This is a genomic window from Bacteroides sp. HF-162, from assembly GCF_015679285.1.
GTDB lineage: Bacteria > Bacteroidota > Bacteroidia > Bacteroidales > Bacteroidaceae > Bacteroides > Bacteroides uniformis.
Genome location: NZ_CP064937.1, coordinates 2,980,321 through 3,006,397 on the forward strand (window position 1 = coordinate 2,980,321; position 26,077 = coordinate 3,006,397).

21 protein-coding genes are annotated in these 26,077 nt (G+C 45.1%); 15 read left to right on the forward strand and 6 right to left on the reverse strand.

Going from position 1 to position 26,077, the window contains the following annotated elements:
• The first annotated feature begins 249 nt into the window (after positions 1-249).
• The 8 genes from ITJ87_RS12425 to ITJ87_RS12460 all read left to right on the forward strand — a co-directional run bounded on the left by ITJ87_RS12425 (position 250) and on the right by ITJ87_RS12460 (position 9,973).
• Positions 250-1,668: a lipopolysaccharide biosynthesis protein gene (locus tag ITJ87_RS12425; RefSeq protein WP_057281181.1), complete on the forward strand. Its 1,419-nt coding sequence runs from the start codon at positions 250-252 to the stop codon at positions 1,666-1,668.
• 1 nt (position 1,669) lies between these two features.
• A complete protein-coding gene (locus ITJ87_RS12430) occupies positions 1,670-3,199 on the forward strand; it encodes a hypothetical protein (RefSeq protein ID WP_117964392.1) in 1,530 nt (509 codons plus the stop codon).
• 265 nt (positions 3,200-3,464) lie between these two features.
• Positions 3,465-4,382: a hypothetical protein gene (locus ITJ87_RS12435; RefSeq protein ID WP_057281179.1), complete on the forward strand. Its 918-nt coding sequence runs from the start codon at positions 3,465-3,467 to the stop codon at positions 4,380-4,382.
• Positions 4,383-4,400: 18 nt separating this feature from the next.
• Complete coding sequence (locus ITJ87_RS12440) at positions 4,401-5,255, forward strand: glycosyltransferase family 2 protein (RefSeq protein ID WP_147336728.1); 855 nt, start codon at positions 4,401-4,403, stop codon at positions 5,253-5,255.
• Positions 5,252-6,010, forward strand: a complete 759-nt coding sequence (locus ITJ87_RS12445) for a glycosyltransferase (protein WP_057281177.1) — start codon at positions 5,252-5,254, stop codon at positions 6,008-6,010. Before ITJ87_RS12440 ends, ITJ87_RS12445 begins: the two co-directional genes overlap by 4 nt.
• A 305-nt stretch (positions 6,011-6,315) precedes the next feature.
• Positions 6,316-7,311, forward strand: coding sequence for an NAD-dependent epimerase/dehydratase family protein (locus ITJ87_RS12450; RefSeq protein ID WP_117964391.1), 996 nt, complete (start codon positions 6,316-6,318; stop codon positions 7,309-7,311).
• Positions 7,312-7,334: 23 nt separating this feature from the next.
• Positions 7,335-8,285: a glycosyltransferase family 4 protein gene (locus ITJ87_RS12455; protein WP_117964390.1), complete on the forward strand. Its 951-nt coding sequence runs from the start codon at positions 7,335-7,337 to the stop codon at positions 8,283-8,285.
• 125 nt (positions 8,286-8,410) lie between these two features.
• Positions 8,411-9,973, forward strand: coding sequence for an ATP-binding protein (locus ITJ87_RS12460; protein ID WP_117964389.1), 1,563 nt, complete (start codon positions 8,411-8,413; stop codon positions 9,971-9,973).
• A 78-nt stretch (positions 9,974-10,051) separates the two neighbouring features.
• Here the strand turns inward: ITJ87_RS12460 and ITJ87_RS12465 are convergent, their stop codons facing one another.
• The 6 genes from ITJ87_RS12465 to ITJ87_RS12490 all read right to left on the reverse strand — a co-directional run bounded on the left by ITJ87_RS12465 (position 10,052) and on the right by ITJ87_RS12490 (position 18,357).
• Positions 10,052-10,840, reverse strand: a complete 789-nt coding sequence (locus ITJ87_RS12465; protein WP_087332508.1) for an N-acetylmuramoyl-L-alanine amidase-like domain-containing protein — start codon at positions 10,838-10,840, stop codon at positions 10,052-10,054.
• A gap of 97 nt (positions 10,841-10,937) precedes the next feature.
• The gene (locus ITJ87_RS12470; protein WP_117964388.1) at positions 10,938-14,159 is read right to left on the reverse strand and encodes a glycoside hydrolase family 2 TIM barrel-domain containing protein; all 3,222 of its coding nucleotides are present in this window, start codon (positions 14,157-14,159) and stop codon (positions 10,938-10,940) included.
• An 8-nt stretch (positions 14,160-14,167) separates the two neighbouring features.
• Positions 14,168-15,055 carry an alpha/beta hydrolase gene (locus tag ITJ87_RS12475; RefSeq protein WP_005836645.1) on the reverse strand — a complete coding sequence of 296 codons (888 nt, stop codon included), beginning with the start codon at positions 15,053-15,055 and terminating at the stop codon, positions 14,168-14,170.
• A gap of 18 nt (positions 15,056-15,073) precedes the next feature.
• On the reverse strand, positions 15,074-17,065 hold the full coding sequence (locus ITJ87_RS12480; protein WP_195690894.1) for an OPT family oligopeptide transporter: 1,992 nt from the start codon (positions 17,063-17,065) through the stop codon (positions 15,074-15,076).
• A gap of 97 nt (positions 17,066-17,162) precedes the next feature.
• Positions 17,163-17,558 (reverse strand): DUF1573 domain-containing protein, encoded by a 396-nt coding sequence (locus ITJ87_RS12485; protein ID WP_005836647.1) that lies wholly within the window; start codon positions 17,556-17,558, stop codon positions 17,163-17,165.
• Positions 17,559-17,649: 91 nt separating this feature from the next.
• The gene (locus ITJ87_RS12490) at positions 17,650-18,357 is read right to left on the reverse strand and encodes a precorrin-2 C(20)-methyltransferase (RefSeq protein ID WP_181980942.1); all 708 of its coding nucleotides are present in this window, start codon (positions 18,355-18,357) and stop codon (positions 17,650-17,652) included.
• Between the two features lie 123 nt (positions 18,358-18,480).
• On the opposite strand from ITJ87_RS12490, the gene ITJ87_RS12495 reads away from it, so the two are divergent.
• From ITJ87_RS12495 to ITJ87_RS12525, 7 genes are all read left to right on the forward strand, one after another.
• Complete coding sequence (locus ITJ87_RS12495) at positions 18,481-19,338, forward strand: helix-turn-helix domain-containing protein (RefSeq protein WP_005836651.1); 858 nt, start codon at positions 18,481-18,483, stop codon at positions 19,336-19,338.
• 90 nt (positions 19,339-19,428) lie between these two features.
• A complete protein-coding gene (locus ITJ87_RS12500; RefSeq protein WP_044468336.1) occupies positions 19,429-20,019 on the forward strand; it encodes a DUF417 family protein in 591 nt (196 codons plus the stop codon).
• A 4-nt stretch (positions 20,020-20,023) separates the two neighbouring features.
• Complete coding sequence (locus ITJ87_RS12505; protein WP_117713488.1) at positions 20,024-21,379, forward strand: FAD-dependent oxidoreductase; 1,356 nt, start codon at positions 20,024-20,026, stop codon at positions 21,377-21,379.
• 102 nt (positions 21,380-21,481) lie between these two features.
• Positions 21,482-22,651: an ABC transporter substrate-binding protein gene (locus ITJ87_RS12510; RefSeq protein WP_117964386.1), complete on the forward strand. Its 1,170-nt coding sequence runs from the start codon at positions 21,482-21,484 to the stop codon at positions 22,649-22,651.
• Positions 22,651-23,688: an iron ABC transporter permease gene (locus ITJ87_RS12515; RefSeq protein ID WP_034529853.1), complete on the forward strand. Its 1,038-nt coding sequence runs from the start codon at positions 22,651-22,653 to the stop codon at positions 23,686-23,688. The genes ITJ87_RS12510 and ITJ87_RS12515 overlap by 1 nt, the downstream gene beginning before the upstream one ends.
• On the forward strand, positions 23,681-24,700 hold the full coding sequence (locus ITJ87_RS12520; protein WP_009038555.1) for an ABC transporter ATP-binding protein: 1,020 nt from the start codon (positions 23,681-23,683) through the stop codon (positions 24,698-24,700). The genes ITJ87_RS12515 and ITJ87_RS12520 overlap by 8 nt, the downstream gene beginning before the upstream one ends.
• Entirely contained in the window at positions 24,697-26,076 is a 1,380-nt protein-coding gene (locus tag ITJ87_RS12525; protein ID WP_005829402.1) for an MATE family efflux transporter, read from the forward strand. The genes ITJ87_RS12520 and ITJ87_RS12525 overlap by 4 nt, the downstream gene beginning before the upstream one ends.
• Position 26,077: the final 1 nt, after the last annotated feature.

Here is a 26,077-nt window from a genome sequence, read left to right on the forward strand (position 1 = left end):
TTCGAAGAAATAGTCCGTAAAAAGGATGGTTCCGGTTCGGATGCACAAGATATCTTTGAGTCTGTCACCGTAAAATATAGACTTGGCTGTATGTCAATAGTTAAAAATCAATTGAATTTGATAGTATTTTTTTAGGCATCCATTCTGGTGCTTTATAAAAAGGATATGCTCAAAATTGAGTATTAACGGTATGCCCTAAACAGAGTGCTTACGATTGATTGCTAGTCTTTCATAGGTTACCTTAGTAATATGAATATATCTTCTTTGTTTGCCAAATCTATATGGTTTGGGATTGTCCCTAAATTACCGACATTTATAAATATACTTATACTTCCTTTAGTGACCCCTTATCTGTCAGCTAGCGATTATGGCGTATGGGGGATTATTTCAAGTTATATGGGTATCTTTATATCTATATATACTTTGGGATTGCACATGCACTTAAGCAATTCGTATTATGAATATGGCGATAAGTATAGACTTGTCTGGGGGCGTATTTTGTTTCTATTACTATTATTATCTACTTTTTTTTCGTGTATTCTATTTTTTATTATTTGGAGTACATTTGATAATTTAGATTTTGATAATCGTATATTATTAGCTTTGTTGTCTGTTTTTAGCTTGCAATTCAATGCTAATAATTTGATGGGACAATGCCTATATACACTGCGTGGAACTCCTATTCCTTTTGTTGTAAGAACATTAGTAGGTGGTTTAATTGGGATTGCGGTAACTTTTATATCTATTAGATACTTAAGAATTGGATATTTAGGATTTGTTCTTGGTTCTGCACTGAACTATATGTTTTGTTTCTTTTCTTTTATCTACCCTTTGTGGATGAAAGAGAAACTTTATCCAAGAATTGAGATATCTAAAGTAAGAATTTTCAAATTACTGAAGATATCGTTACCGGTTGTTCCTCATGCTTTAGGATTTCTGCTGTTGTCCTCTTCAAGTAGGATAATAATGGCTCTCTATGAGATACCTATAGAAGATATTGGCATATATTCCAATGGTTATATTTTAGGTGATTATATAACTATTGTGACAACAGCTTTGGCTTTTGCACTTGCTCCTTATATGCAGACTACTTTTAGAAGCGAAAATTATATGTGTTATCGTTTCTTATTTTTCTTGTGTCAATCTATAGCATTGGTATCTATCTTTATTTTTTGTTTGTGGATGCCGGAGATTTATAGCATTTTGATAAGAAATGAGAGTCTGCAAGAAAGTATGGTTATTTCTCAAATATCATGTTTTGCTAACTGCGTATTCCCGTTATATGTTTTTATGTCAAACATCTGTTTTATAAAGAAAGATACTATGCAATTACTCTGGTTAGTATTTATACCCGGTCTTTTGAATATTATCTTGCTCTTGATTTTTATCCCATTGTTTGGCTATAGAGTTGCTGTGATTACAACCTTGATTTCTTATTGGACTCAAATGTTTATCCCATTTTTCATCAGGTATTATAAGGAGCAAATTTCGTTATGGTTAGGTAATAGGTCTAAATTGGTAGAATTGTTTTTGATATCTGTTTTTGCATTGGTGACATCTATAATTCTTTCAAAGTACTTTATGGCTAAATTATCGATGACTTTATTAATCATGGTAATTATTATTTCTAATATAAGTAAAATTTCATATAAACTAAAATTTTTGTAGGATGAAATATTTGTTTTATGGAGGTTCCTCTATAACAATGCCTCATATGGGAGTGTTATTAAATGAATCTTTGGCTTTAAATGAAAAGGGGGATGAAATAGTATGGGTATATTGTAATGCTAAATATCAATCTTGTATCTCCAATCTGAGCTCTAATTCTGTAATTTGTAAGAATTGTGTGAATAGAGTTCATAGGCTTTTAGGTAAATACTCAAAGCATTTGACTACTATACCTTTATTTGATAAAAATAAGTGTGTAAAAGATGCAAAAGAATATTTGTTCTGTGATATAGATGAATTGAAAGACTTTACATTTCAGGGTTGTAACCTAGGTTATTCTATAGCATCGGCCTATATTTCAGCAACAAGAAATTCTATAATGTCTTTTTCGGAGAGACATAAACAATATTATTCAAAATTAGTTTCACAAGTAATTGAGAGATTTATTTGTTTTGAAAAGATTGTAAAGGATTGCAGACCAGATTGTATCGTAGTTTTTAATGGCCGTTATTTTGATGCAGCCATATGCATAGAAATAGCAAGGAAGCATCATATAGATTACCAGATAAAAGAAGTGCTGGATGGCCCTAGATGTAAAAAGCCATTTTTTATTGAAACTTTTTTTAATTGTAGTGCATTTGATATCAATAATAAAACGAAAAAAGTTTATGATACATGGAATCAGTCGTCGCTTTCAGAAAAAGAAAAAATTAAAATTGGGAGCCACTTTTATGAATGGAAAAAAGGAGGAGATTGTGTTATTGATAAATCTTATGTAAAAAAGCAACAAATAGGGTTACTTCCTCAAAAATGGGATTCGCAAAAGAGGAATATTGTTATATTCAATTCTTCAGATGACGAACTCGCTGCTATCGGAGCTGACTATGATAGTTATTCTTTGTTTAAATCTCAGTATGTAGGCATTTGCTCTATATTAGAACACTTTATAGGGGAACGAAATTTCTGTTTTTATCTGCGTATGCACCCTAATTTGTCCCAATTAGATAACCCTTTTGTGAATGATTTATTGGAGCTGGCTGATAAGTTTGATAATATTATAGTTATTGCACCAGCTGAAAAAATCAGTAGTTATTCGTTGATGAATGCGGCTGATAAAGTTATTTCATTTGGATCTACTATGGGGGTAGAGGCAAACTATTGGGGAAAGCCATCTATACTCTTGTCTGCCAGTGAATACTATAATTTAGGCGTATGTTATCTTCCCAGTAGTATAGAAGAATTGTGTGAGATGATAAAGGCCGATTTGCAGCCTCTAGCTAAGGAAGGAGCTCTAAAATATGCGTTCTATTTGTTGGATAGGGAAGTGAGATGCCATAGAGCAAATTTTGTTGATATATCGTTCATTAAACGAAATATGCTTTTCAAAACAATATATACATTCTCTTATGATAAATTGTTATATTCTTCTTTTTTAGCGAGATTGGAGTCTTTATTGTATCGTAAATTATTTTCAAAATTTATTCCTGACAAGAATAAATTTCCGGAGCAAATTGTTTTAGATAATATTTAGTAACCTCATAATGTTGTCTGAGCGAAAAATCTATTATTGGATACCTTTATTGGTAGAGGTATGTGCACTTTATAATAGTATACTTATTAGGTATGGAATACGATACGCATATCTTTTCTTTTTGATATTAGGATTATCTCTTTTATTTAGAAGAAAAGTTTTATGTAAGTCTAAAATCTATTTTTTTTCTATTGTCATATATATAGTTAGTGTCATTTTATCTTCCATTTTATTTTTATTATCTCAAGCAACCATATCCATAATTATGGGGATGATTATTTATACATTGCCATTACTATATTGGTTGCTATATGATGAAAGAAAAATGCTACTCTATTTTCCGCAGCTTATTTTAGGGCTAAAATATCCGGTTTTGTTGATTGCTATATTAGGGGTTATACAATTCTATGTTTCACCGGGGATATTTGGATTTATAAACTTGAGTGGACCTGTTGATCCATATGTACTGAAAGCTACTTCTGACGTGTTTCCTAATTGGATGATTTATCTAAGGGCAACTTCTATTTTATCATCACCTCAAGTTTTTGGTTTGTTTATGGTATTGTATGCAGTCTCATTTTTTCTTTATAGCAAAAAAAACGCCTTAAATTTGATCCTAATGTCTATTTATTTATTTGCAGGGGCTCATTCAGGTAATAAATCATTTTTTCTGATACTTCTATTGTTTGGGGGGTATTATATTTTGAATACAAGAAATATGAAAAGTAAAATTATGACACTTTTAGTTTCGGTTGTTTTACTTTTAGTAATGGTTTATTTTTCAGATGAGGTTTCTTTTTTGTCTAGAATAGTTAGTGTGGAAAATATTGCGGGAGAGGAAAAAGAAGGTAGATTAAGTGTTTATCGGGAATTGCTTGAGAAGGTTTCTTTTTGGGGAGATGGTGCTGGGACTCATCAGATCCTGGGAGGAGAACAGAGCGCAGAAGCTACTGAAAGCTATTTTTTACAGATATTAGTAGAGCTAGGGATGATTTCTTTTGTATGCTTTTTACTAATATTTTTATTGGGTTACTTAAAAGATAAAAAAAGTATAAACATAATGCTCTTTTTCATAGCTCTGTCAATGGTATTTGTTCACTGCTTTAATGCGTTTGTGTTTTTTATAATGTGGGGTTGGTTTTTTATATTGCCACCATCAATAAATATTGGTAAAAAAATCTAATAATACTGTTCCATATTCATGAGATACGATTTAATTTTCATCTCAACTTGTACATCTCTTTCTCATGTTCATTATTTATTGTCAAGTATTGCAAGCAACAATGAAAGTTTAAGAGTGCATGTAATCATTTTATTTCAATGCGGTTTTGATTTGGATGTTGTTTATGATACTTCTTATACTACAATCACCAAATTGAAGTGTGAAGAACTTTGCAGTTTATCAAAGGCTAGAAATATAGGTATTAAATATATAAGAGAACATAATTTGATAGCATCTTATGTGATGTTTCCTGATGATGACAGTACATTTGACAAAGAGTTCTTTGACAATTTTGTCTCAGAAGTGTATTCTGATACATTGATTAACGTTTTTTGTGAGGGGACAAATATACCATACCAGAAAATGCCGCAGTTAAATTATTTGGAAAAAACAAATAATTATCAAAATGCCATGTCTGTTAATATGATTATTCAATATGACCATTTTATAGAAATTGGATTTTTTGATGAAAGAATGGGAGTTGGTGCCAAATATGGAGCAGGAGAGGATGGTGATTTTTTTCTTAGAATCTGTGAACGATTTGGACCTTTTGTATTTAATCAGCATTTACACACATTTCATCCGGCTTCCGATACGAAATTTGCAACAATTTCTTTAAAAGCTTTGATTGAAAGGTATAAGAAATATGGTGAAGGTGTGGTCTTTTTGCTCTGCAAACATAAAAAATATAAGCAGGCTATACATTGTATAATAATGGGAATATTGGGAGCTTTCAAAGCTTTAATAATTGATTTTGATGGAAAGCTATGTTTTGCCAGAATAGCAGGATTCTATTATAGAAGTAAAATGTTACTTACTTTAATCACAAAATGATTCACAATTCTGTAAAGTTATCTTTTGTCATTGTAGAATATTATTCTATTGATGAAATCTTGCTTTGCCAAGATGCTATATCCCGGAATATTCCTAGGGAAGTTTTATATGAAGTTATTGTTTCATCCAACTCTGTTTATTCTAAAATAAAACAAGAAGAACTGGTGAGAGACTATAGTATGCTGAAGTGGATATTCAATGAGCAGAATGGTGGATTTGCATATGCTATGAATCAAGGGTTGAAAGTGGCTAGTGGTGATGTATTAGTGATAATGAATCCAGATGTGAAACTAGGTAAGGGGGTTGATAGGATGTATGCTTATTTAATGCAGAATGATTCTATTGGTGTCATTGCACCACAGATAAAGAATGTACAGGGTGTAATACAAGATAGTTTTCGTCGTTTTATAACACCCATGAATTTTGTTTGTCGCCATTTGCACCGGATGCTGGGTATGGAGAGAGTGGAAATTGCATTAAATATACAGTCGGTAGATTGGGTGATAGGTGCATTTATGATGATACCACGTCAGGCTTATGAGGTAGTAGGGGGGCTGGATGCGCACTACTTTTTGTATTGCGAGGATATGGATTTGTGCAAGAGAATGCATCTGGCAGGATATTCTGTTGTTTATTTTCCAGAGGCAGAAATTGAGTATGAGGGGACACGATCGGCAAGATATTCTTTGAAGTATGCTTGTATATTTCTCAAGTCATTATTGCGGTATTGGAAAAAATTTGGTATTTCAATTTAGGGTTATAAATTGAGTAGTATATCTATACTGAGAATTTTGAAAATTGAGTCATATAAAAAGCAAGAATCGGTAGAAGGAAAGTTTGTTACTTACACAAGCAATAAGGAGAATTTGGATATTGTTATTGGAAAATGTGATGATATTGGATGTGTTATTGGGGGAGGAACTATTGAACAGGCTTCATTCCCATATAAAGTTTGTGTTCATATGAAGGTATACTTGTTGTTGAAGTTGAGGATATTTACTTTATCAAGTATATGACCAATAATCACGTTTCTGGTCAGTATATTTTATAGAATAATTCCATGAACATATTAATCACTGGAATCCACGGCTTTGTGGGCTCCAATCTTGTTATTGCCCTAAAGGAACGTCATTGTCTTTACGGGCTGGATATTGTTGCTCCTGAAAAGGCGGGGGTGATAAAGACTTTTTTCTGGAAAGATATTGAACCGGCTTCTTTTCCGATGTGGGATCTTCCTGAATTCGATGCCATTATTCATCTGGCTGGTAAAGCCCATGATATGAAAAATCGGTCCGCAGCCCAATCCTATTTTGATATCAATACGGGATTGACCCAAAAGATATTTAATTTCTTTCTGGAATCGTCTGCGAAGAAGTTCGTATTCTTCAGTTCGGTAAAAGCCGCTGCAGGCTGTGTGTTGGGTGATATGCTGACTGAAGATGTGGTGCCTGCTCCGGTAGGGCCTTATGGGGAAAGTAAGATAGCTGCCGAGAATTACATCCTTGACAAGTTGAAGGTTGAGAATGGGAAATTGAAAGCTAATCCTTATGATGACAAGCAGGTTTATATCCTGCGTCCCTGCATGATTCATGGTCCCGGTAACAAAGGCAATCTGAATCTTCTTTATAATGTGGTGAGGAAAGGTGTTCCCTGGCCTTTAGGGGCTTTTGAGAACAGAAGGTCTTTTACTTCAATAGACAATCTCTGCTACGTGGTGGAAGGTCTTTTGACCAAGGAGGTGGCGAGTGGTATCTACCACATGGGAGATGACGAAGCCTTGTCCACAAATGAACTGATAGCTTTGATGTGTCGGGCTTTGGAGCGTAAGCCGCATATCTGGAAGATAAACAGAGGACTGATGGAATTCTGTGCCCGGCTTGGGACTCTGCTCCATTTGCCTTTGAATGCAGAGCGCCTGCGCAAGTTGACTGAGAATTATGTGGTGAGTAATGCGAAGATAAAGGCTGCCCTGGGTATTGACAGAATGCCGGTGAGGGCAGAGGAGGGGATAGTGAGAACGATAAAATCGTTCTCAAATATAAAAGTAAACAATTAAAAATTAAAGAGGAAAATACTGTTATGTATTATCTGATTATATTGGTTCTGCTGTTTTTGGCAGAACTTTTTTATTTTAGAGTGGCTGATAGGTGCAATATCATCGACAAGCCCAATGAGCGGAGTTCCCATACGAAAGTGACTTTACGCGGTGGTGGGATTATTTTCTATTTCGGGGCGTTTGCCTATTTCCTGACGAGTGACTTTGAATATCCCTGGTTCCTGCTTGCCTTGACACTGGTGACGTTCATCAGCTTCGTGGACGATATAAAATCCACCGGACAGATGACAAGACTGCTTTTTCATTTCTCTGCTATGGTTATGATGTTTTATCAGTGGGGGCTGTTCTCCTTGTCCTGGTGGTGGATAGTCATAGCCTTGATAGTCTGTACGGGCATCATCAATGCCTACAATTTTATGGATGGGATTAATGGGATAACGGGAGGTTATTCTCTGGTTATTCTTGCTGCGTTGGCCTATATCAATAAGGAGGTGGTTACTTTTGTAGAAGCGGATTTCATCTATACCGTTATCTGTTCCGTTCTAGTCTTCTGCTTCTTCAATTTCCGCAAGCGTGCCAAATGCTTTGCCGGTGATGTGGGTTCGGTGAGCATTGCCTTCATCCTTCTTTTTTTGATAGGAAGACTTATCATTAGAACGGGTGATTTCAGCTGGATAGTTCTTTTGTCCGTTTATGGTGTGGATAGTGTATTGACTATCATTCACCGCCTGATGCTTCATGAGAATATCGGGCTACCGCATCGTAAGCATCTGTATCAGATTATGGCGAATGAGCTGAAGATTCCCCATATAATGGTTTCTTCTATTTACATGGCAGTGCAGGCAATCATTATCGTAGGATATATAATGTGTTTAGGTTACGGTTATTGGTATTTGGCAGGTATAATTCTTTTGCTTTGTTTTCTTTATATCTGTTTTATGAAGAAGTATTTCGGATTGCACCAGTCTACGTGAGTAATACTGAAATGATGATTAGTAAGATAATGAAAGGCGATGGAGACTAAAATCTCCATCGCCTTTCGTCTTATTTTTGAAATATAAATCGTACCTTTGTCATACACCAATCAGGTTATAATAACATGGAACAGATGCGTAAACTACCGATAGGCATACAGACTTTTGAGGAAATACGTAGGGATGGTTATCTCTATGTAGATAAGACGGCTATGGTTTATCAAATTGCAAATGTAGGTAAACCTTATTTCTTGAGCCGTCCCCGTCGTTTTGGCAAGAGCCTGCTTCTTTCTACCTTTGAAGCCTACTTTCAAGGACGCAAGGATTTGTTTCAAGGTTTGGCCATCGAACAGCTGGAAAAGGAATGGGAAGAATACCCGGTTTTGCACTTGGATTTGAATGCCCGGAAATATGAAACTGCTGCTGACCTGACGGCTATGCTTAATCAGTATCTGGAGAAATGGGAGCTGCTCTATGGTCAGGAGAAGAAAGACCGTAATCCGGAAGAGCGTTTTGCTTACGTGATAGAGCGGGCATGCATGCAGACAGGAAAGCAGGTTGTTGTGCTGATTGATGAGTATGACAAGCCATTGCTTCAAGCGGTCTTGGATGAGAACTTGCTGGATGAGTATCGGAAAACATTGAAAGCATTCTACGGTGTCTTGAAGAGCGCTGACCGTTATCTTCGTTTTGTTTTCCTGACCGGAGTGACCAAGTTTGCGCAAGTAAGTGTATTCAGTGACTTGAACCAGCTGAATGATATCAGCATGAAGTCTCCTTACGCTGCTTTGTGTGGTATTACCAAAGAGGAGTTGGTGAAAACCTTTCTGCCGGAACTTGAGAGACTGGCTAAACGAAGAGGGATATCTTTACAAGAAGTGATTGATTTGATGGAACGTCAATATGATGGTTACCATTTTCATCCGGAAGGTGTAGGAATGTTCAATCCGTTCAGTGTATTGAATGCTTTTGATGCAGAAGAGATGGGGTACTATTGGTTTCAGACCGGCACACCTACTTACTTGGTTGACTTGCTGAAGCAGAGTGATTACGATATACGTCTATTGATAGATGGAGTGGAAGTGCTGGCTTCCGCTTTCTCTGAATATCGTGCGGAAACAAATAATCCTCTTCCGATGATTTATCAAAGTGGTTATTTGACCATAAAAGGGTATGATGATGATGTGAAGCTATACACTTTAGGCTTTCCAAATGATGAGGTTCGTTACGGCTTTCTGAATTTTTTGGTACCCTATTATACCAATGTATCCAATGATGAGACTGGTTTCCACATCGCTAAATTCATGCGTGAATTGAAGAGTGGGGATGTGGAGGCGTTTATGGAGCGTCTTAAGATATTCTTCTCCGGTATTCCGTACGAGTTGAGTGATGATACGGAACGTCATTATCAGGTTATTTTTCATGTAGTGTTTACTTTGCTGGGACAGTTCATCCGGTCTGAGGTTCGCAGCAGCCGCGGCCGTGCGGACGCAGTAGTTCATACCCCTACCGCTATTTATGTTTTTGAATTCAAACTGGACGGTACAGCCGACGCAGCTCTGAAACAAATAGATGAGAAGGGGTATCTGATTCCTTATACCTTGGATGGCAGGAAATTAGTGAAAGTAGGTGTGAACTTCAGTAAAGAAACACGGAATATTGATGAATATATTGTCGTGGAGGAATAGGAACGAATAATCCTATATACGGAAAAGGCGATGAAGATTTGATTCTTCATCGCCTTTTCCATATTATAGTATTTCATTTTATTTCTTCATCCTCAGTACCCGTATTCCCGTCCACTTATTATTGTCTTTCAGCATTTGGGACAAGGGGACTTTGGAGACGACCACTTTCTTGTCGGTAGAGGAAGCGTGTACCAGCAGGAGTTTGTTATCCGCATAGAAAGCGATTCCCATGTGGGCTACATCCAGCCCCGGAGTGTTGGTGGTGATGGCTATGATATCGCCGTCTTTAATCCACGGGAGACCATCGGCGGGAAGTTTGGCTTTGGGAAGATAGTGAATTTCCTTGCCGGACAAGGATTGTTCAATCTTCTTCATTTTGGCTATGTTCTCCGGAGAATTTGCCAGCTGCTTGTAGAGTTGGGGGTGGGAAGACATGTAGGAGATGGACAACCGTTCGGTGTCGGGACTCATGGCGCCCGTTACATCTTGAAGGAAGCCGTTGCGTACGCCATTGTTTATCCAGTCGGCAATATAATGCAGGCGGGAAGTGTACCCGTCGATTTTACCGTCACGGTAACGGATTTTTTGCAGGTTATCGGCGAAAGCGCTTTCCGAGATGTCTCCATCGGCCAATTTGGGGGTGAGTGTCTCTGCCAGCACATATTCCACCAGCGTGGTGCAGTCTACCTCATCGCAGTTGATGACGAGTTCCTCGGGACCATCTGCCTCCAGCGTATGGGCTACGTATGGCACATCCAGATACTTTATTCCATTGCTCAACATATCTTTCCCTCCCTGGGCAGAAACGGAAGTTACCATGGCTGCGGCGCAGAGGGCGCTGAACATAAATTTAGTCATTGTTTTCATTTTTCTTTCTTTTGATTATTATTGTTCTTGAACGTAAAAAGGATGCAGCAAATTTACTACATCCTTTTTATAAAAGCTTAATCCGGAGGGATTAAATTCAATATTGCCGGATTAAATATTTATAATCCTCCTTTTTATCGAACGGAACAAGGGAGAAACCGTATTCAATGGCGTTCTCTTTGCCCGGACGAATCAGATAGGGTTCATGGGCGGTTGCGCCCCAACTGTCGTCTCCACCGACACCCATCATGCGGTAATCAATGAACAAATCGACCATCTTTTCCGGCAGAGGGTCGGTGAGGTGGCGGTGATGGGTCTTTTCGGTACGCGGAGCGCCGTTGTCAATCGTATCGCCGCTGTCCATACTTTCCAGGGGATAGTTGGAGGCGTTCAGCTCAAAGGTGCGGTCGGCGATGAGCAGCAAACCACGTTGCGTCTTATCGGTAAGGGCGCACCAATAGATGTCCGTGCGATGGTTGTTCTCCTGTGGGCGGACATACGGCTCGTACATATCCTTGACCGGGATGGCGTACTCTCCGATGAACTGGGAGGTACGGCGGTCTCGGTAATTCTCTTTCGGACCGCGACCGTAGTAGGTCAAGTCTGTAAAGCTTTCCGGCAACTGCATCCGCAGGCCCACACGCGGTATCATCGGAGCTTGGTCTCCTTCGGCCACGAACCGGTTGTCTACCTTGATGACTCCGCTGGCATATATCTTATAGGTGATGTCCCAACGGGCGTCTGTCTGTGGAAAACGGTAGGTCACCTTTATTGTCGTGGCATTGCTGCCCGGAGTCACTTGGAAACTTTCGGCTTTTGGTTCTTGATAGCTTGCCTCTTTCCAGGCTTTGAGGCGGACGGGGAGGTTGGCTCCATAATCATTGTCCGTCGGTGCACGCCAGAAGAATGGCCGGGGACCCTGACCGTTCAGTATGTACTCGTGCTTCTTGTATAAATAGGAGGTGAGCAGACCGCTTTGCTTGTCGAAGGTGGCTTTGAAGTCGGGACCGGAGAACGCCACCAAATTTCCCTCTTCCTTAGAAGTGGCGGGCTTCTGTGCCGTAGCCTCTTTCTTGTAGAAGGTATGGACGTAGGTCTGTTCGCGTGCAATGACCGTGCCGGCCGGGAGGAAAGGTTCTGCCGTCTTGATGGCTGCATAGAACTCGATGCGTACATCTCCCGTTGTCTGTTTCTCTTTGGGTATGCCGTTCAGGAAGCCGGTAGTTACCGTCTTGCCCGGTGCAGCATGGATATTTTCAATCTTGCCACGGTAGACTTCCTTTCCATGGTCGCGGATGATGTAGTAGAAGTCGTACTTGTCGAGATTGGTGAAAGAGAAATCATTGCGGATTTTCACGGTGGAAGTCTGCTTGTCGAAATCAAGGAACTTGATGTTCTGGTAGACCTTCCCCATCTCTTCCGTCTGTGGTTTGACACTGCGGTCGGGGTATACCACGCCGTTGATGCAGAAATTGCCATCGGAGGGGGTACCGTTCTCGCCATAGTCGCCGCCATAGGCCCAGTATTTGCGCCCGTCGTCTGTCTTGGCGGCAAAGCCTTGGTCTACCCAGTCCCAGATACAGCCGCCCTGGAGGATGGGATATTTTTCGATGATATCCCAGTAGTCCTGGAAGTTACCGAGACTGTTGCCCATGGCATGGGCATACTCGCAAAGAATGAGGGGACGCGTCATCTCTTTGTTCCGGGCATACTTCTCCAGATAGGAAGGGGGAGCATACATCGGGCAGTAGATGTCCGTATTCCATTCCAACAGTGCGCGTTCATACTGGATGGGACGACTGTCGAGCGTCTTCAAGGTGTTGTAGGTAACGTAGAAATTCAATCCGTTTCCGGCTTCGTTGCCCAGCGACCAGATGATGACTGACGGATGGTTCTTGTCCCGTTCGTACATATTCATGGTACGGTCGAGGTGGGCATTCATGAAGAGCGGATTGTTTCCCAGCGTGCCGCCTACACGCAGGTCGTAACCCATGCCGTGGCTTTCGATATTGGCTTCGTCGATGACATAGATACCATATTCGTCACAGAGTTCGTAGAAACGTTCCTGCTGGGGATAGTGACAGGTGCGGACGGTATTGACATTGTATCTCTTCCAAAGCTCGAAATCTTTCTTCATCAGTTCTTCGGAGACATAGTGACCGGTATTCTCGTTGTGTTCGTGATAGTTCACGCCTTTCACGAGGATAGGTTGTCCGTTTACCAACAGTTGCTTGTCCTTGATTTCCACTGTACGGAAACCTACTTTGCAGCTTGTCGCTTCAATCACATCTCCGTTCGGGCGCTTCAAGCTGACGACGAGGGTATAGAGGTTGGGCGTTTCGGCTGTCCATTGCAGGGGTTCCTGGATGGTCTTCTTGGTGAATTCCACTTCCGTTTGGTCACCGCTGACCTGAGTAGAGGACTGGGCTATCTGCTGGTCGTTCTTGTCCAGCAGGCGGTAACCAACGACAAATGGGGAATTTTGTCCGCTTTCATTGGTAAACTGCACCTTTACCTTGAGGATACCGTTCCGGTAGTTCTCATCCAAAGGAGACTCCACCTTGAAGTCTGTGAGATGGATTTGAGGCTGGGCATATAAGTAAATGTCCCGTTCGATACCACTGATGCGCCAGAAGTCCTGGCATTCCAGATAGTTGGCATCGGAAAAGCGGTGTATCTGAATGGCAATGACATTCTTCCCTTTCTTGGCAATGGCGCTGACGTTGAAACGCGCCGGAGTCTTTGCATCTTTACTCATGCCTACAAACTTGCCGTTGAGGTAGTAGAAGGCTGCCCCGCGTACGCCGTCGGCACTCAGGAAAATTTCCTTATCGTCCCAGTCTCCCGGAAGAGTGAACTCGCGGCGGTAGGTGCCGGTGGGATTCCATTCTTGGGGAACGTATGGAGGATTGGGCTTGTCCCAATAAGGAGGATAGCCCGAAGAACAGAATTCATAAGGCTGGTTCACATAGATGGGCGTACCGAATCCCTGCAACTCCCAGTTTCCGGGTACATTGATGTCCGGCCAGCGGCTGGCGTCCACACGGTCCATCATGAAGTCCGTGGGGCGGTCGGCGAAGGTTTCCACATAATGGAATTTCCATTTCCCGTTAAGGGACAAGCGGAAGGTTCCGTTCTTGCGGTCATTGATGACGGCATCAGCCTCCGTGACGTAGGAGGTGAACGTGCTGCGGGCAGGCTCCCGGTTGATGCTTGTCAGCTTGGGGTTGGTAATCTCTTCGTAGCGATTGTTCTCCTGAGCAGTCAGGGCAAAGGGAAACGCTGCGAGGCAAGTGAGTAAAAAATACTTTTTATTCATAATTGCTTTTATTTCTTTGTGGTAGGTTCAGAGACCGGGAATACGAGCCCTTCACGCAACCACTTCTCCAGTTCTTCCGTCCATTGACGCTTGTAGGTGAAGTTGTCCCGGAATCCCCAGCCATGTCCGCCGGTAGGGTAGGCATGCAGGCTGGCAGGCACTTTGTGGTCGCGCAAGGCGAGGAAATAGCCAATGCCGTTGATGGGTGGCACTGCGTCATCGTCCGAAGAAAGCATGATGAAAGCTTGCGGAGTGCGTGGGGACACTTGCCTTTCGAGGGAGTATTTTTGTTCCAGTTCCTGAGATGGATTTTCTCCGATAAGGTTCTTACGGGAACCTCCATGGGTAACGCCTTTCTGCATGGAAATCACCGGATAGAACAAGATCTGGAAGTCGGGACGGGTCTTGTCACTGCTGTATAGTGTGGCAAGCGAAGCTGCCAGATGGCCGCCGGCAGAAGCGCCCATGATGCCTACACGCTGAGGATTGACACCCCATTCGGCGGCATGTTCGCGTACCATGCGGATGGCTTGTTCGGCATCGGAAAGGGGCACTTCATGGTGCCCGTTGGGCATACGGTATTTCAGTACTGCATAGGTGATGCCTTGTGTGTTGAACCAGGGAGCCATGTCGTGTCCCTCGTGCTTCATGGCCAGCCCCCCGTAGCCGCCTCCCGGACACATGATGATGGCCATGCCGTTGGGGTGGGAGGCAGGGTACACCGTAAGGGTAGGGGTGGTGACATCGGACACCCATTCGTTGTTATGGTTCTGTCCGGAATTGGTCAGTTCGTTGTTATTGGGGGCACCGTTGGGCCATAGGGGCAGCTCAACGGGCTTTTGTGCAGATAACATGGTCGCTGCAAATAGAAAAGATAAAAGTAGAATCTTTTTCATGTTCTTGGTATTTAAAAGTTATTTGGTTTTCATGGAAGCTTTGATGAGGTAGAATATCAGAATGGCATAAGCACCCAGCGCCAGCACTTCAGACCAAGTGTTCTGCAACCATGCATCGTTCACGAGGTTGATTCCTCCGAAACGCATGGCAGCACTTGCCACACCCATTAATGCACCGCTGGCAATGAAACCGGAGGCAAGCAGGGTACCTTTCTCCCCGCGTTCGGCATTGAGAGCGGCATCCTTGCTGCGGCTGGTCACGTACCAGTTGATGGCACCGCCCACTACCAACGGAACATTCAGTTCCAATGGGATGAACATACCCAATGCAAATGCCAGTGCGGGAATCTTGCAGAAATTGAGGATGACGGCCAGCACTGCACCGATACCGTAGAGCGGCCAGGGCGCACCCACACCGTTCATCAACGGTTCGATAACGGCCGCCATGGCATTGGCTTGCGGAGCGGCCAGCTGTCCGCTGGTGAAACCGTATGTCTTGTTCAGGATAATCATTACACCACCTACAGTAGCGGCAGAAACGATGGTTCCGAGGAACTTCCAGGTCTCCTGCTTGGCAGGCGTGCTACCCAGCCAGTAACCGATTTTCAAGTCTGTGATGAAGCCTCCCGCCATGGACAGTGCCGTACATACAACACCACCCATCACCAGTGCCGCAACCATTCCTCCGGGACCTTTCAGCCCTACGGCTACCATGACTACGGATGCCAGGATTAATGTCATCAGCGTCATTCCGGATACGGGGTTTGTGCCCACAATCGCAATGGCATTGGCTGCCACGGTGGTGAACAGGAAAGCGATACCTGCAACAAGCAGGATAGCTACAATGGTATGTGTCAAGTTGCCCTGCATCACATCGAAGTAGAAGAAGAGAACAACCAGCAGCAGCGTGATGATGGAACCGATGGCGATAATCTTCATAGAGATGTCCCGCTGTGTGCGTTTCACACTGGCTTCCACGTTGGACTTACCTCCCATTTCCTTGGCAGCCAGTCCTACGGCACTCTTGATGATGCCCCAAGACTTGATAATGCCGATGATACCTGCCATGGCAATGCCACCGATACCGATGCTCTTGGCATAGTATTTGAAGATTTCTTCCGGAGCCATAGCGCCTATGGTTGCCGTGATTTCGGGGTTCCATTGGTTCAGTACGGAATCTCCCCAAATCATGGACATACCGGGGATGATAATCCACCATACGGCCAGTGAGCCGGCACAGATGATGGACGCGTATTTCAGTCCCACAATATAACCCAGACCGAGCACGGCAGCACCCGTATTAACCTTGAATACCAGCTTGGCTTTCTCGGCCAGCATTTCGCCGAAGCCGCATACGCGGGTAGTGAAATTCTCGTTCCACCAGCCGAAGGTTGCCACGATGAAGTCGTATAGACCTCCGATAATACCAGCCATGAGTAATGGTTTTGCCTGGCTTCCGCCCTTTTCACCGGAGACGAGCACTTGTGTGGTGGCTGTCGCCTCGGGGAAGGGATACTTGCCGTGCATGTCGCTCACGAAATATTTGCGGAAGGGGATAAGGAAGAGAATACCCAGCACACCTCCCAGCAGGGAACTGATAAAGACTTGTGCAAAGGTGACGGTGATTTCTTTCGGATAGGTCTCTTGGAGAATATAGAGTGCCGGAAGGGTGAAGATGGCACCTGCCACGATGACGCCCGAGCTGGCACCGATAGACTGGATAATGACGTTTTCGCCCAATGCGTTTTTGCGTTTGGCGGCACCCGATACGCCGACGGCAATGATGGCGATGGGGATGGCGGCTTCGAATACTTGTCCCACCTTCAGCCCCAGATAGGCGGCTGCGGCCGAAAAGAGGATGGCCATCAGAATACCCCATGTCACCGACCAGGCATTTACTTCTGAATACTTCTTATCCGGGCTCATCAGAGGGTTGTACACTTCTCCCGGTTTCAATTCACGGAACGCATTTTCCGGTAGTCCGGTAATAGGTTCTTCTTCTTGTTTCATAGGTTTTGTAGTTTTATGTTTTTCTTTAATAGACTTCAAAGAAAGCAAAAAAAAAGGAGATTTAAAAAAATCTCCTTAATTCTGTATGGTAAAATGCTTATTTGGCATCTTTAGCGGTCATGTCCCCTTCGATAAATAATCGCATGATTTCCGTTTTGGCATTGGTGCGCAGGGTAATGGATTTCTTGAAGTGTCCGGGGTATCTTCCGGTTCCATTATAAGTTACTTTCACTGTTCCTGTCTTTCCCGGTGCTATCGGTTCTTGTGAATATTCGGGAACGGTACATCCGCAGGAAGCTACAGCCTGATGGATGACAAGCGGAGCATCGCCTACGTTCGTAAACTTAAAGGTGTAGCTGACCACAGGACTGTTTTCGGAGAATGTGCCGAAGTTGTGGGTGGTCTGTTCGAATTTGATGTCTGCCTTTCCTTGTGCATAGGCATAACCGATGCTCATAACCAGCAGCATCATATAAAAAACGACTTTCTTCATGTTCTTATCTTTTTTATATTTCAACGGCGCAAAGGTAACCCATTTTCATTAAAATAATGCCTATGGCGTGCGAAATTGTATTAAATCGGGCTCAAAAGGCCTTTGGGCGAATGATAAGCAAGGAAAAATAAGGGAAACGGATGGCCGCTATCCGCTTGCTGTCATTGATATACTTCTCTTCCGGAGTGCCTACATTCTCAAAATAGTGATACCGGTATTCGGGATGCAGGCGGATGCAGCGGTGAATCTCATCGGTGCATCTGGACAGCTTCATGATGACAACCGCACTGTTTTCGCTTGTCAGTCTTTCTATCTCTTCTGTGGTGGCGATACCGGGTATCACCGTCAGCCGCTCTTCCTGGCTGGCTACATGGAGCCCGCCCAGTGCGCCGGCGGCAATGAAGGCGGGGATACCGGGGATGTGCTTCACGGGGATGCCGTCTGCCTGCAGTTTGTCATATACATAGTGTATGGAAGAGTAGAATCCGGCATCTCCTTCGGCAACGATGCAGACTTTCTTTCCTTGTTGCCGGAGGGTGGAGCTCTCCATATAGACCTCGTCGTAGGCGCTCAGGGCTTTTTCGCGCTGTTTGCTCATGGGGAGTGGAAAGCGGCGCACCGTGTTTTCCGGAATGTCAAGTTGCAATAGGATGTCGGCTGCGCGTGAAACTCTGTTTCCATCTTTGGCCAGTGTCTCGGGACAGAAGATGCAGTCGGCTGTCTGCAGGGCTTTCAAGCCTTTTACGGTAATCAGCTCCGGTTCGCCGGGACCGAGAGATACAAATATGACGGGGAACATTTGCATGAAGACATTAAAGGTTAAAAATTAAAGAACAGCAAAACGGCTACAAAAGTGGGGAAATAATCAGTAGCAAACAAGATATTCGCTATCTTTGTTATTTACTAAAACAATCTGTTTTTTATGGATTATCAACTGAACACCCGCTTGAATGGCAACATAGCCATGACTTCCAGCTACCATGAGCGTGCGTCGCTGCAACGTGACAAGACTCTGTATAAATTCATTTGGGTACAGAGCGGTACGCTGACTCTGGAAATAGACCATATCCCCATGCGCCTGGAAAAGGATGAAATCGTGACCTTGACCCCGTTGCATCACCTGGAGGTAAAAGAGGTGGACGGTGAATACCTGACGTTTGTATTCAACAGCAATTTTTATTGCATCTATGGACATGACAACGAGGTCTCTTGCAATGGATTCCTTTTTTATGGCTCTTCCAAGGTGATGAAACTGGCACTTTCTGCCGGGCAGTCTTCCAACTTGCATGACATAGTCCGCATTTTCCGGCAGGAATCGGTCATCCATGACAACCTGCAGGAGGAGATGCTGCGGATTGTCTTGAAACGTTTCATCATTACCTGCACACGCATTGCGCGCCAGCGTTTTGGGGTGGGGCAGGAGAAGGAAAAGACGTTTGACATCATCCGGCAGTATTACGTATTAGTGGACCGGCATTTCAAGGAGAAGAAGCAAGTGCAGGATTATGCTGATATTCTTTGCCGTTCTCCCAAGACACTTTCCAATCTGTTCTCGACCTGCGGGTTGCCTTCCCCTTTACGGGTGATTCATGACCGCATTGAGGCAGAAGCCATGAGATTGCTGCTGTATACCCACAAAAGCGCTAAGGAAATCAGCTCCATTCTGGGCTTCGAAGACTTGTCCGCGTTCAGCCGTTTTTTCAAGAAAATGACCGGCGAGAGTGTCTCGGACTACCGGAAAAGAGTGAAACGGGAAGAATTGCCAACTGTTGCGGAATAATTGCCATTTCGTACGTGGTGGAAAACAAGGAACTTTGCAAAAACAAAAATCAAGTCATATTACTGAAACCATTTAAAAAGTAGAACAAAGATGAAAACGAAATTGCAAAACTTGTTTATGGCTGCGTTGACGCTGGCCGCTTCCACTCAAAAGTTGGGTGTTAATTTGATTCGTGTAGCCATCCTGGTTATTTTCGTATGGATTGGTGGGTTGAAATTCTGGAATTATGAGGCTGAAGGGATTGTCCCTTTTGTGGCGAACAGCCCGTTCATGAGCTTCTTTTATACAAAGAGTGCCCCGGAGTACAAGGAGTATAAGCTGAAAGAGGGCGAGTTCAATGAGGCGAAACATCAGTGGCACGTGGAGAACAATACGTATGGTTTCTCCCACGGTCTGGGCATTCTGATTATGGCCATCGGCATCCTGACATTTCTGGGGATATTCTCTCCGAAAATCGGACTGGCGGGAGCCGCACTTGCCATTGTCATGACGATGGGTACCCTCTCTTTCCTGGTGACAACCCCTGAGGTGTGGGTGCCCGACTTGGGAAGCGGGGAGCACGGCTTTCCGTTGCTGACGGGGGCAGGGCGCTTGGTCATCAAGGATACGGCCATTCTTGCCGGTGCCATTGTCGTACTGTCTGACAGTGCAAAAAGAGTATTGAACCAATTAAGGAAATAGACGTATGAAACAGTATGATGCCATTATCATCGGATTCGGCAAAGGCGGAAAGACATTGGCTGCCGAGTTGGCAAAACGGAAGCTGGACGTTGCCGTAGTGGAGCGTTCGGAAAAGATGTATGGAGGGACATGTATCAATATCGGTTGCATTCCCACAAAAACATTGGTGCATGCGGCAAAGCATGCGGACAAAGACGCTTCTTGGGAGGTCAAGAAGGCATACTATCGTCAGTCCATTGCAAGGAAGGAAGAGGTCGTCTCTTTCCTGCGTCAGAAGAATTATCACAATCTGGCCGACAATCCTCATATAACGGTCTATACGGGTATCGGCTCCTTTGCAGGTCCGGATGTGGTGGAAGTTGGGATGGTGGAAGGGACATTACAATTGCAAGCTCCCCGGATATTCATCAATACGGGTGCCGAAACCGTCATTCCACCGATAGAGGGGATACAAGGTAACCCACGGGTATATACCAGCACCTCCATTATGGAACTGACTGAGCTGCCGGCACAGCTCGTCATTGTAGGTGGGGGATACATCGGACTAGAATTTGCTTCCATGTATGTTTCATTCGGTTCGCAAGTCACGGTGCTCGAGGGCTCTTCCGAACTGATATCCCGGGAGGACCGGGACATTGCGGACAGTGTCCGGGAGGTATTGGAACAGAAAGGAATCGTTTTCAGGCTGAATGCACGCGTGCAGTCCGTGAAAGACTCTGACGTCATTTACCGGGATGCGGTCACGGGAGAGGAACATCAGTTACACGCAGATGCCATCCTGCTGGCTACCGGCCGGCGTCCGAATACGGCTGGCTTGAATCTGGCGGCGGCAGGTGTAGAGGTGAATGAGCGCGGTGCCATTGTGGTGGACGACTATTTGCAGACTACCAACCCCAAGATACATGCTATCGGTGATGTAAAGGGCGGTTTGCAGTTTACCTACATTTCTTTGGATGATTACCGCATCCTGCGCGAAGACCTTTTCGGGGCAGGAGAACGCAAGGTGTCCGACCGTGACCCGGTGAGCTATTCGGTATTCATCGACCCGCCGCTTTCACGCATCGGGCTGAGCGAAGCGGAAGCACGCAAGAAGGGATTGAATATAAAGGTCAACAAGCTGCCGGTAGCCGCCATTCCGCGTGCCAGGACTTTGGGCGATACGAACGGACTCTTCAAGGTGGTGGTGGACGCCGATACGGACAAGATAGTGGGATGTACGCTGTTTGGTCCGGAATCGAGCGAGGTCATCAACCTGGTGGCAATGGCTATGAAGACCGGGCAGGAATATACCTTCCTCCGTGATTTTGTCTTTACACATCCCAGCATGAGTGAAGCACTGAATGACTTGATGGGCTTTTAAAGATTATTTAGGCACAATATCCGTCAATTTGCAGGAAGAGCATTTGCGTATCTCCCCAAAAATGACGAATATTGTGCCCGAATTCTATAAACCCCAATAGTCATGACCCGGATATCTGCCATAGGCATTGCACTGCTGTGCATTTTATGCGTAACCTCTTGCGGCTTAAAATCAAGACAGACTACTACCGAATCTTCTTCCGAAACGGGCTATTCTCCGGTTATGACAGACACGGCAGCTACCATTGTACCGCTTTATGCCAAAGGCTATACGGTGAAGTACTTGCCGCACCATGTCCGCCTGGTGGATATACACGACCCTCAGAAAGAAAACGGCAACACCTTCCATTACGCACTGGTACCGAAAGGCATAAAGCCTGTCGGTATACCGAGCGACTATACGGTGATTGAAACGCCGGTAGAGCACGTTATGTGCATGACATCCCTGCAACTTTCCAACTTCATCCGTCTGGATGCCTGCGATTATGTGGTGGGCATCACCAGTACGCGCCATCTCTTCAACAAGGAGATGAACGAACGTTTGAAGTCCGGCGAGACCGTGAAGATTGGTATCGAAGGGAACTTTGATAATGAAGTGATAATGAGCATGAATCCGGATGTTATCTTTATCTCTCCTTTCAAGCGGGGCGGATATGATGCCATGCGGGAAATCGGTATTCCACTGGTTCCCCATTTGGGATATAAGGAGATGACCCCGTTGGGGCAGGCTGAATGGATAAAATTCATCGGCATGTTTATAGGCCAGGAAGTGGAGGCGAATGAAAAGTTTGCTGCGATAGAGAAGCGCTATAACGAATTGAAGGAGCTGGCTGCCAACGTGAAGAAGCGTCCGATGGTATTCAGCGGCGAGATACGGGGTGGCAACTGGTATGCAGTGGGAGGAAAGAGCTTTCTTGCCGAACTGTTCCGTGATGCCGGTGCGGATTATTTCTTGAAAGACGATCCCCGTTCGGGAGGTGTCACGCTGGATTTTGAAACCGTATATAGCCAGGCGGAGAGTGCCGACTATTGGCGCATTGTCAACAGCTATGACGGGACATTCACGTATGATGCCTTGAAGTCCCTCGACCCGCGTTATGCCGACTTCCGTGCGTTTCGTGAGAAGGGAGTGGTATACTGCAACATGCGTGAGAAACCCTTCTACGAAAGTATGCCCATGCAGCCCGAAATTGTATTGGAAGACTTGATACATGCTTTCCATCCCGATTTGTTGCCTGACTATAAACCGACTTACTACGAACTGCTGAAATGATAAAAAGACCCGTACTTCCGTTGATGTTGCTGACACTGGCATCTATCTTTCTTTTTTTCCTGCTGAACCTGCTTTTGGGGTCGGTTCACATTCCTCTGCGCTCCGTGTGGAACATATTGTGGGGAAATACGGATGAATCCGTTATTTGGCAGAATATTATCTGGAAGTCCCGCGTGCCCCAAGCGTTGACGGCATTGGTGGCGGGAGCAGGGCTGTCAGTCAGCGGTCTGCAGATGCAGACGGTGTTCCGCAATCCGCTGGCAGGGCCTTCGGTATTGGGCATCAGTTCAGGTGCCAGCCTGGGTGTGGCTTGTGTGGTATTACTGTCCGGGGCGATGGGCGGTGTGGCATTGAGCCGTTTGGGGTATATGGGCGAGGTTGCCTTGTCGGTTGCCGCCATTATCGGTGCGCTGGCTGTGATGGCGCTCATTGTCTATGTCTCCCAGAAGGTGAAGGGCAACGTGACGCTGCTGATAATCGGTGTGATGATAGGCTATGTGGCAAGTGCCGTCATCGGCGTATTGAAATATTTCAGTGTGGAGGAAGATATACGTGCATATGTCATTTGGGGATTGGGTAGCTTTGCCCGTGTTTCGGGCGACCAGATGGTGCTGTTTGTCTGCATCATGGCTGTGCTGCTTCCGTTGTCCTTCCTGCTGATAAAGACGATGAATCTGTTGCTGCTGGGCGATGGCTATGCACGCAATCTGGGACTGAACATCAAGCGGGCACGCCTGCTGGTTATCTCATGCTCCGGCGTGCTGGTGGCTATTGTAACGGCCTATTGCGGTCCGATTATGTTTATCGGATTGGCGGTTCCCCATCTGTGCCGTGCCATCTTCCACTCTTCGGACCATCGGGTACTGATGCCTGCCACATTGCTGGTAGGCGCTTCCCTGGCATTGGTCTGCAATCTGATAGCCCGTATGCCCGGCTTCGAGGGAGCTTTGCCGGTCAACTCGGTGACGGCACTGGTAGGTGCGCCGGTAGTGGCTTCTGTACTTTTTAGAAAACGGAAAGGAGAATTGAATGAATAAGGAAACCATACATATAGAGAATCTTTCCATCGGTTACCCCGGTAAGGGGGATGTGAAAGTGGTGGCAGACGGCATTTGCGCCGGAATTAACAGTGGTGAGCTGACTTGCCTGTTGGGAGCCAATGGAGTGGGGAAGTCCACGTTGCTCCGTACGCTGTCCGCCTTCCAGCCGAAACTTGGAGGAAACATATTTATTGAAGGAAAAGAGATAGGGGACTATACCGACAAGCAGCTTTCGCGCGTCATCAGCGTGGTGCTGACGGAGAAGTGCGATATACGCAATATGTCCGTCGTAGAACTGATAGGTCTGGGGCGTAGCCCCTACACCGGTTTCTGGGGAACCCTTTCGAAAGAGGACAAGATTGTGGTGGACAAATCCATCGCCCTGGTAGGCATTCCCCATCTGGCACACCGCATGGTGCATACGCTGAGTGACGGTGAACGGCAGAAGGTGATGATAGCCAAGGCGCTCGCCCAGGAAACTCCCGTCATCTATCTGGATGAACCGACAGCTTTCCTTGATTTTCCCAGTAAAGTAGAGATGATGCAACTGCTTCACCAGCTCAGCCGGCAAACGGACAAGACGATTTTCCTTTCTACTCACGACCTGGAACTGGCCCTGCAGATAGCGGACAAAATATGGCTGATGGACAAGGTGAACGGCGTAACTATCGGTACGCCCGAGGACCTTTCGTTGAACGGCAGCCTGAGCAACTTCTTTGCCCGTAAGGGTATTGCCTTTGATTTGGAAACGGGACTGTTCAGGGTAGCCAATGAATATACCTCCCAGATACGCTTGGCGGGCCACGGGCAGAAGTATGCCATGGTGCGCAAGGCACTCCAGAGAAACGGGATTCTGGCAAACCGGAATGTTGAATCGGAGATTTATATCGAAACCGGAGATTTGAAGGGAGACGGCAGCTTCGTATTCCATCGACCGGGCAAGGAGCCGGTAACAGTGTACTCCATTGAGAAATTGCTGCAAATAGTCTTGTCATTCCATTCCCTATGATGCACCATTCTGCAAAGGATAATTATGTCCACTTAACGACGACTCCGGTCCCCCGGCTGATTACGTCATTGGCTGTGCCGACCATCATCAGCATGCTGGTGACGTCCTTCTACAACATGGCAGATACCTATTTTGTGGGTAAAATAAATACCCAGTCTACGGCTGCCGTAGGTATCGTGTTTTCTGTGATGTCCATTATCCAGGCTGTGGGATTCTTCTTCGGTCATGGTTCGGGGAACTACATCTCCCGTAAGTTGGGGGCGCAGGAAACGGAGAGTGCCGAGAAGATGGCATCCACCGGCTTCTTTTTTGCCTTGTTTATCGGAGCGGCTCTGGCTGTGCTGGGATTGCTGTTCCTTACACCGCTTTCCCTTGCTTTGGGGTCGACGCCTACTATTCTTCCGTATACGGAGCGCTATTTGGGAATCATTCTGCTGGGTACTCCTTTTATGACCGCCTCATTGGTGCTGAATAACCAAATACGTTTTCAAGGTAATGCGGCGTATGCCATGGTGGGGATTGTGAGTGGGGCGGTCATCAACGTGGTGCTCGACCCTATCCTGATTTTTGTATGCGATATGGGCATATCCGGTGCCGCACTTGCCACAGTAGTCAGCCAGATATGTAGTTTCATCCTTTTGCTATATATGGGGCGCAGAGGAGGAAATATACGTATACGTTACAGAAACTTTACGCCTACACTGGCTTTCATCAAGGAAATTATTGGGGGTGGAACTCCGTCACTCACCCGGCAGGGACTGGCAAGCGTGGCAACCATTTTGCTGAACGTGGCGGCCGGTGCATATGGTGACGCAGCTATTGCAGGGATGTCCATTGTGACGCGTATCTCTATGTTTATCAATGCTTTCCTAATTGGTTTCGGGCAAGGCTTCCAACCGGTATGCGGATTCAATTATGGTGCCGGGCTGTATGCCAGAGTGCGCCAAGGATTCTGGTTCTGTGTGAAGGTAGGCTTTTTCTTTTTGCTGGTTTGTGCGGTGGCAGGTATGGGATATGCCGAGGAGATTGTCTCCATCTTCCGCAAGGGAGACCCTGCTGTTGTAGCTACCGGTGCGGCAGCATTGCGCTGGCAGTTCATCACCTATCCGTTGGGTGCATGGATTGTGGTCAGCAACATGATGCTGCAGACTATCCGCAAGCCCGTACGCGCTACGATACTTTCCTCTGCCCGTCAAGGGCTGTTCTTCATCCCCCTCATCTTCATTCTTCCTTATTTCTTAGGACTGAAAGGGGTGGAAATGTGCCAGGCGGCGTCGGACATGCTGACCTTCTTCCTCGCCATTCCATTGACCTGCGGGGTGCTGGCGGAGATGAAGAGGAAGGAGGCGGAACAACTGCAACAGCGGCAATCTTGAA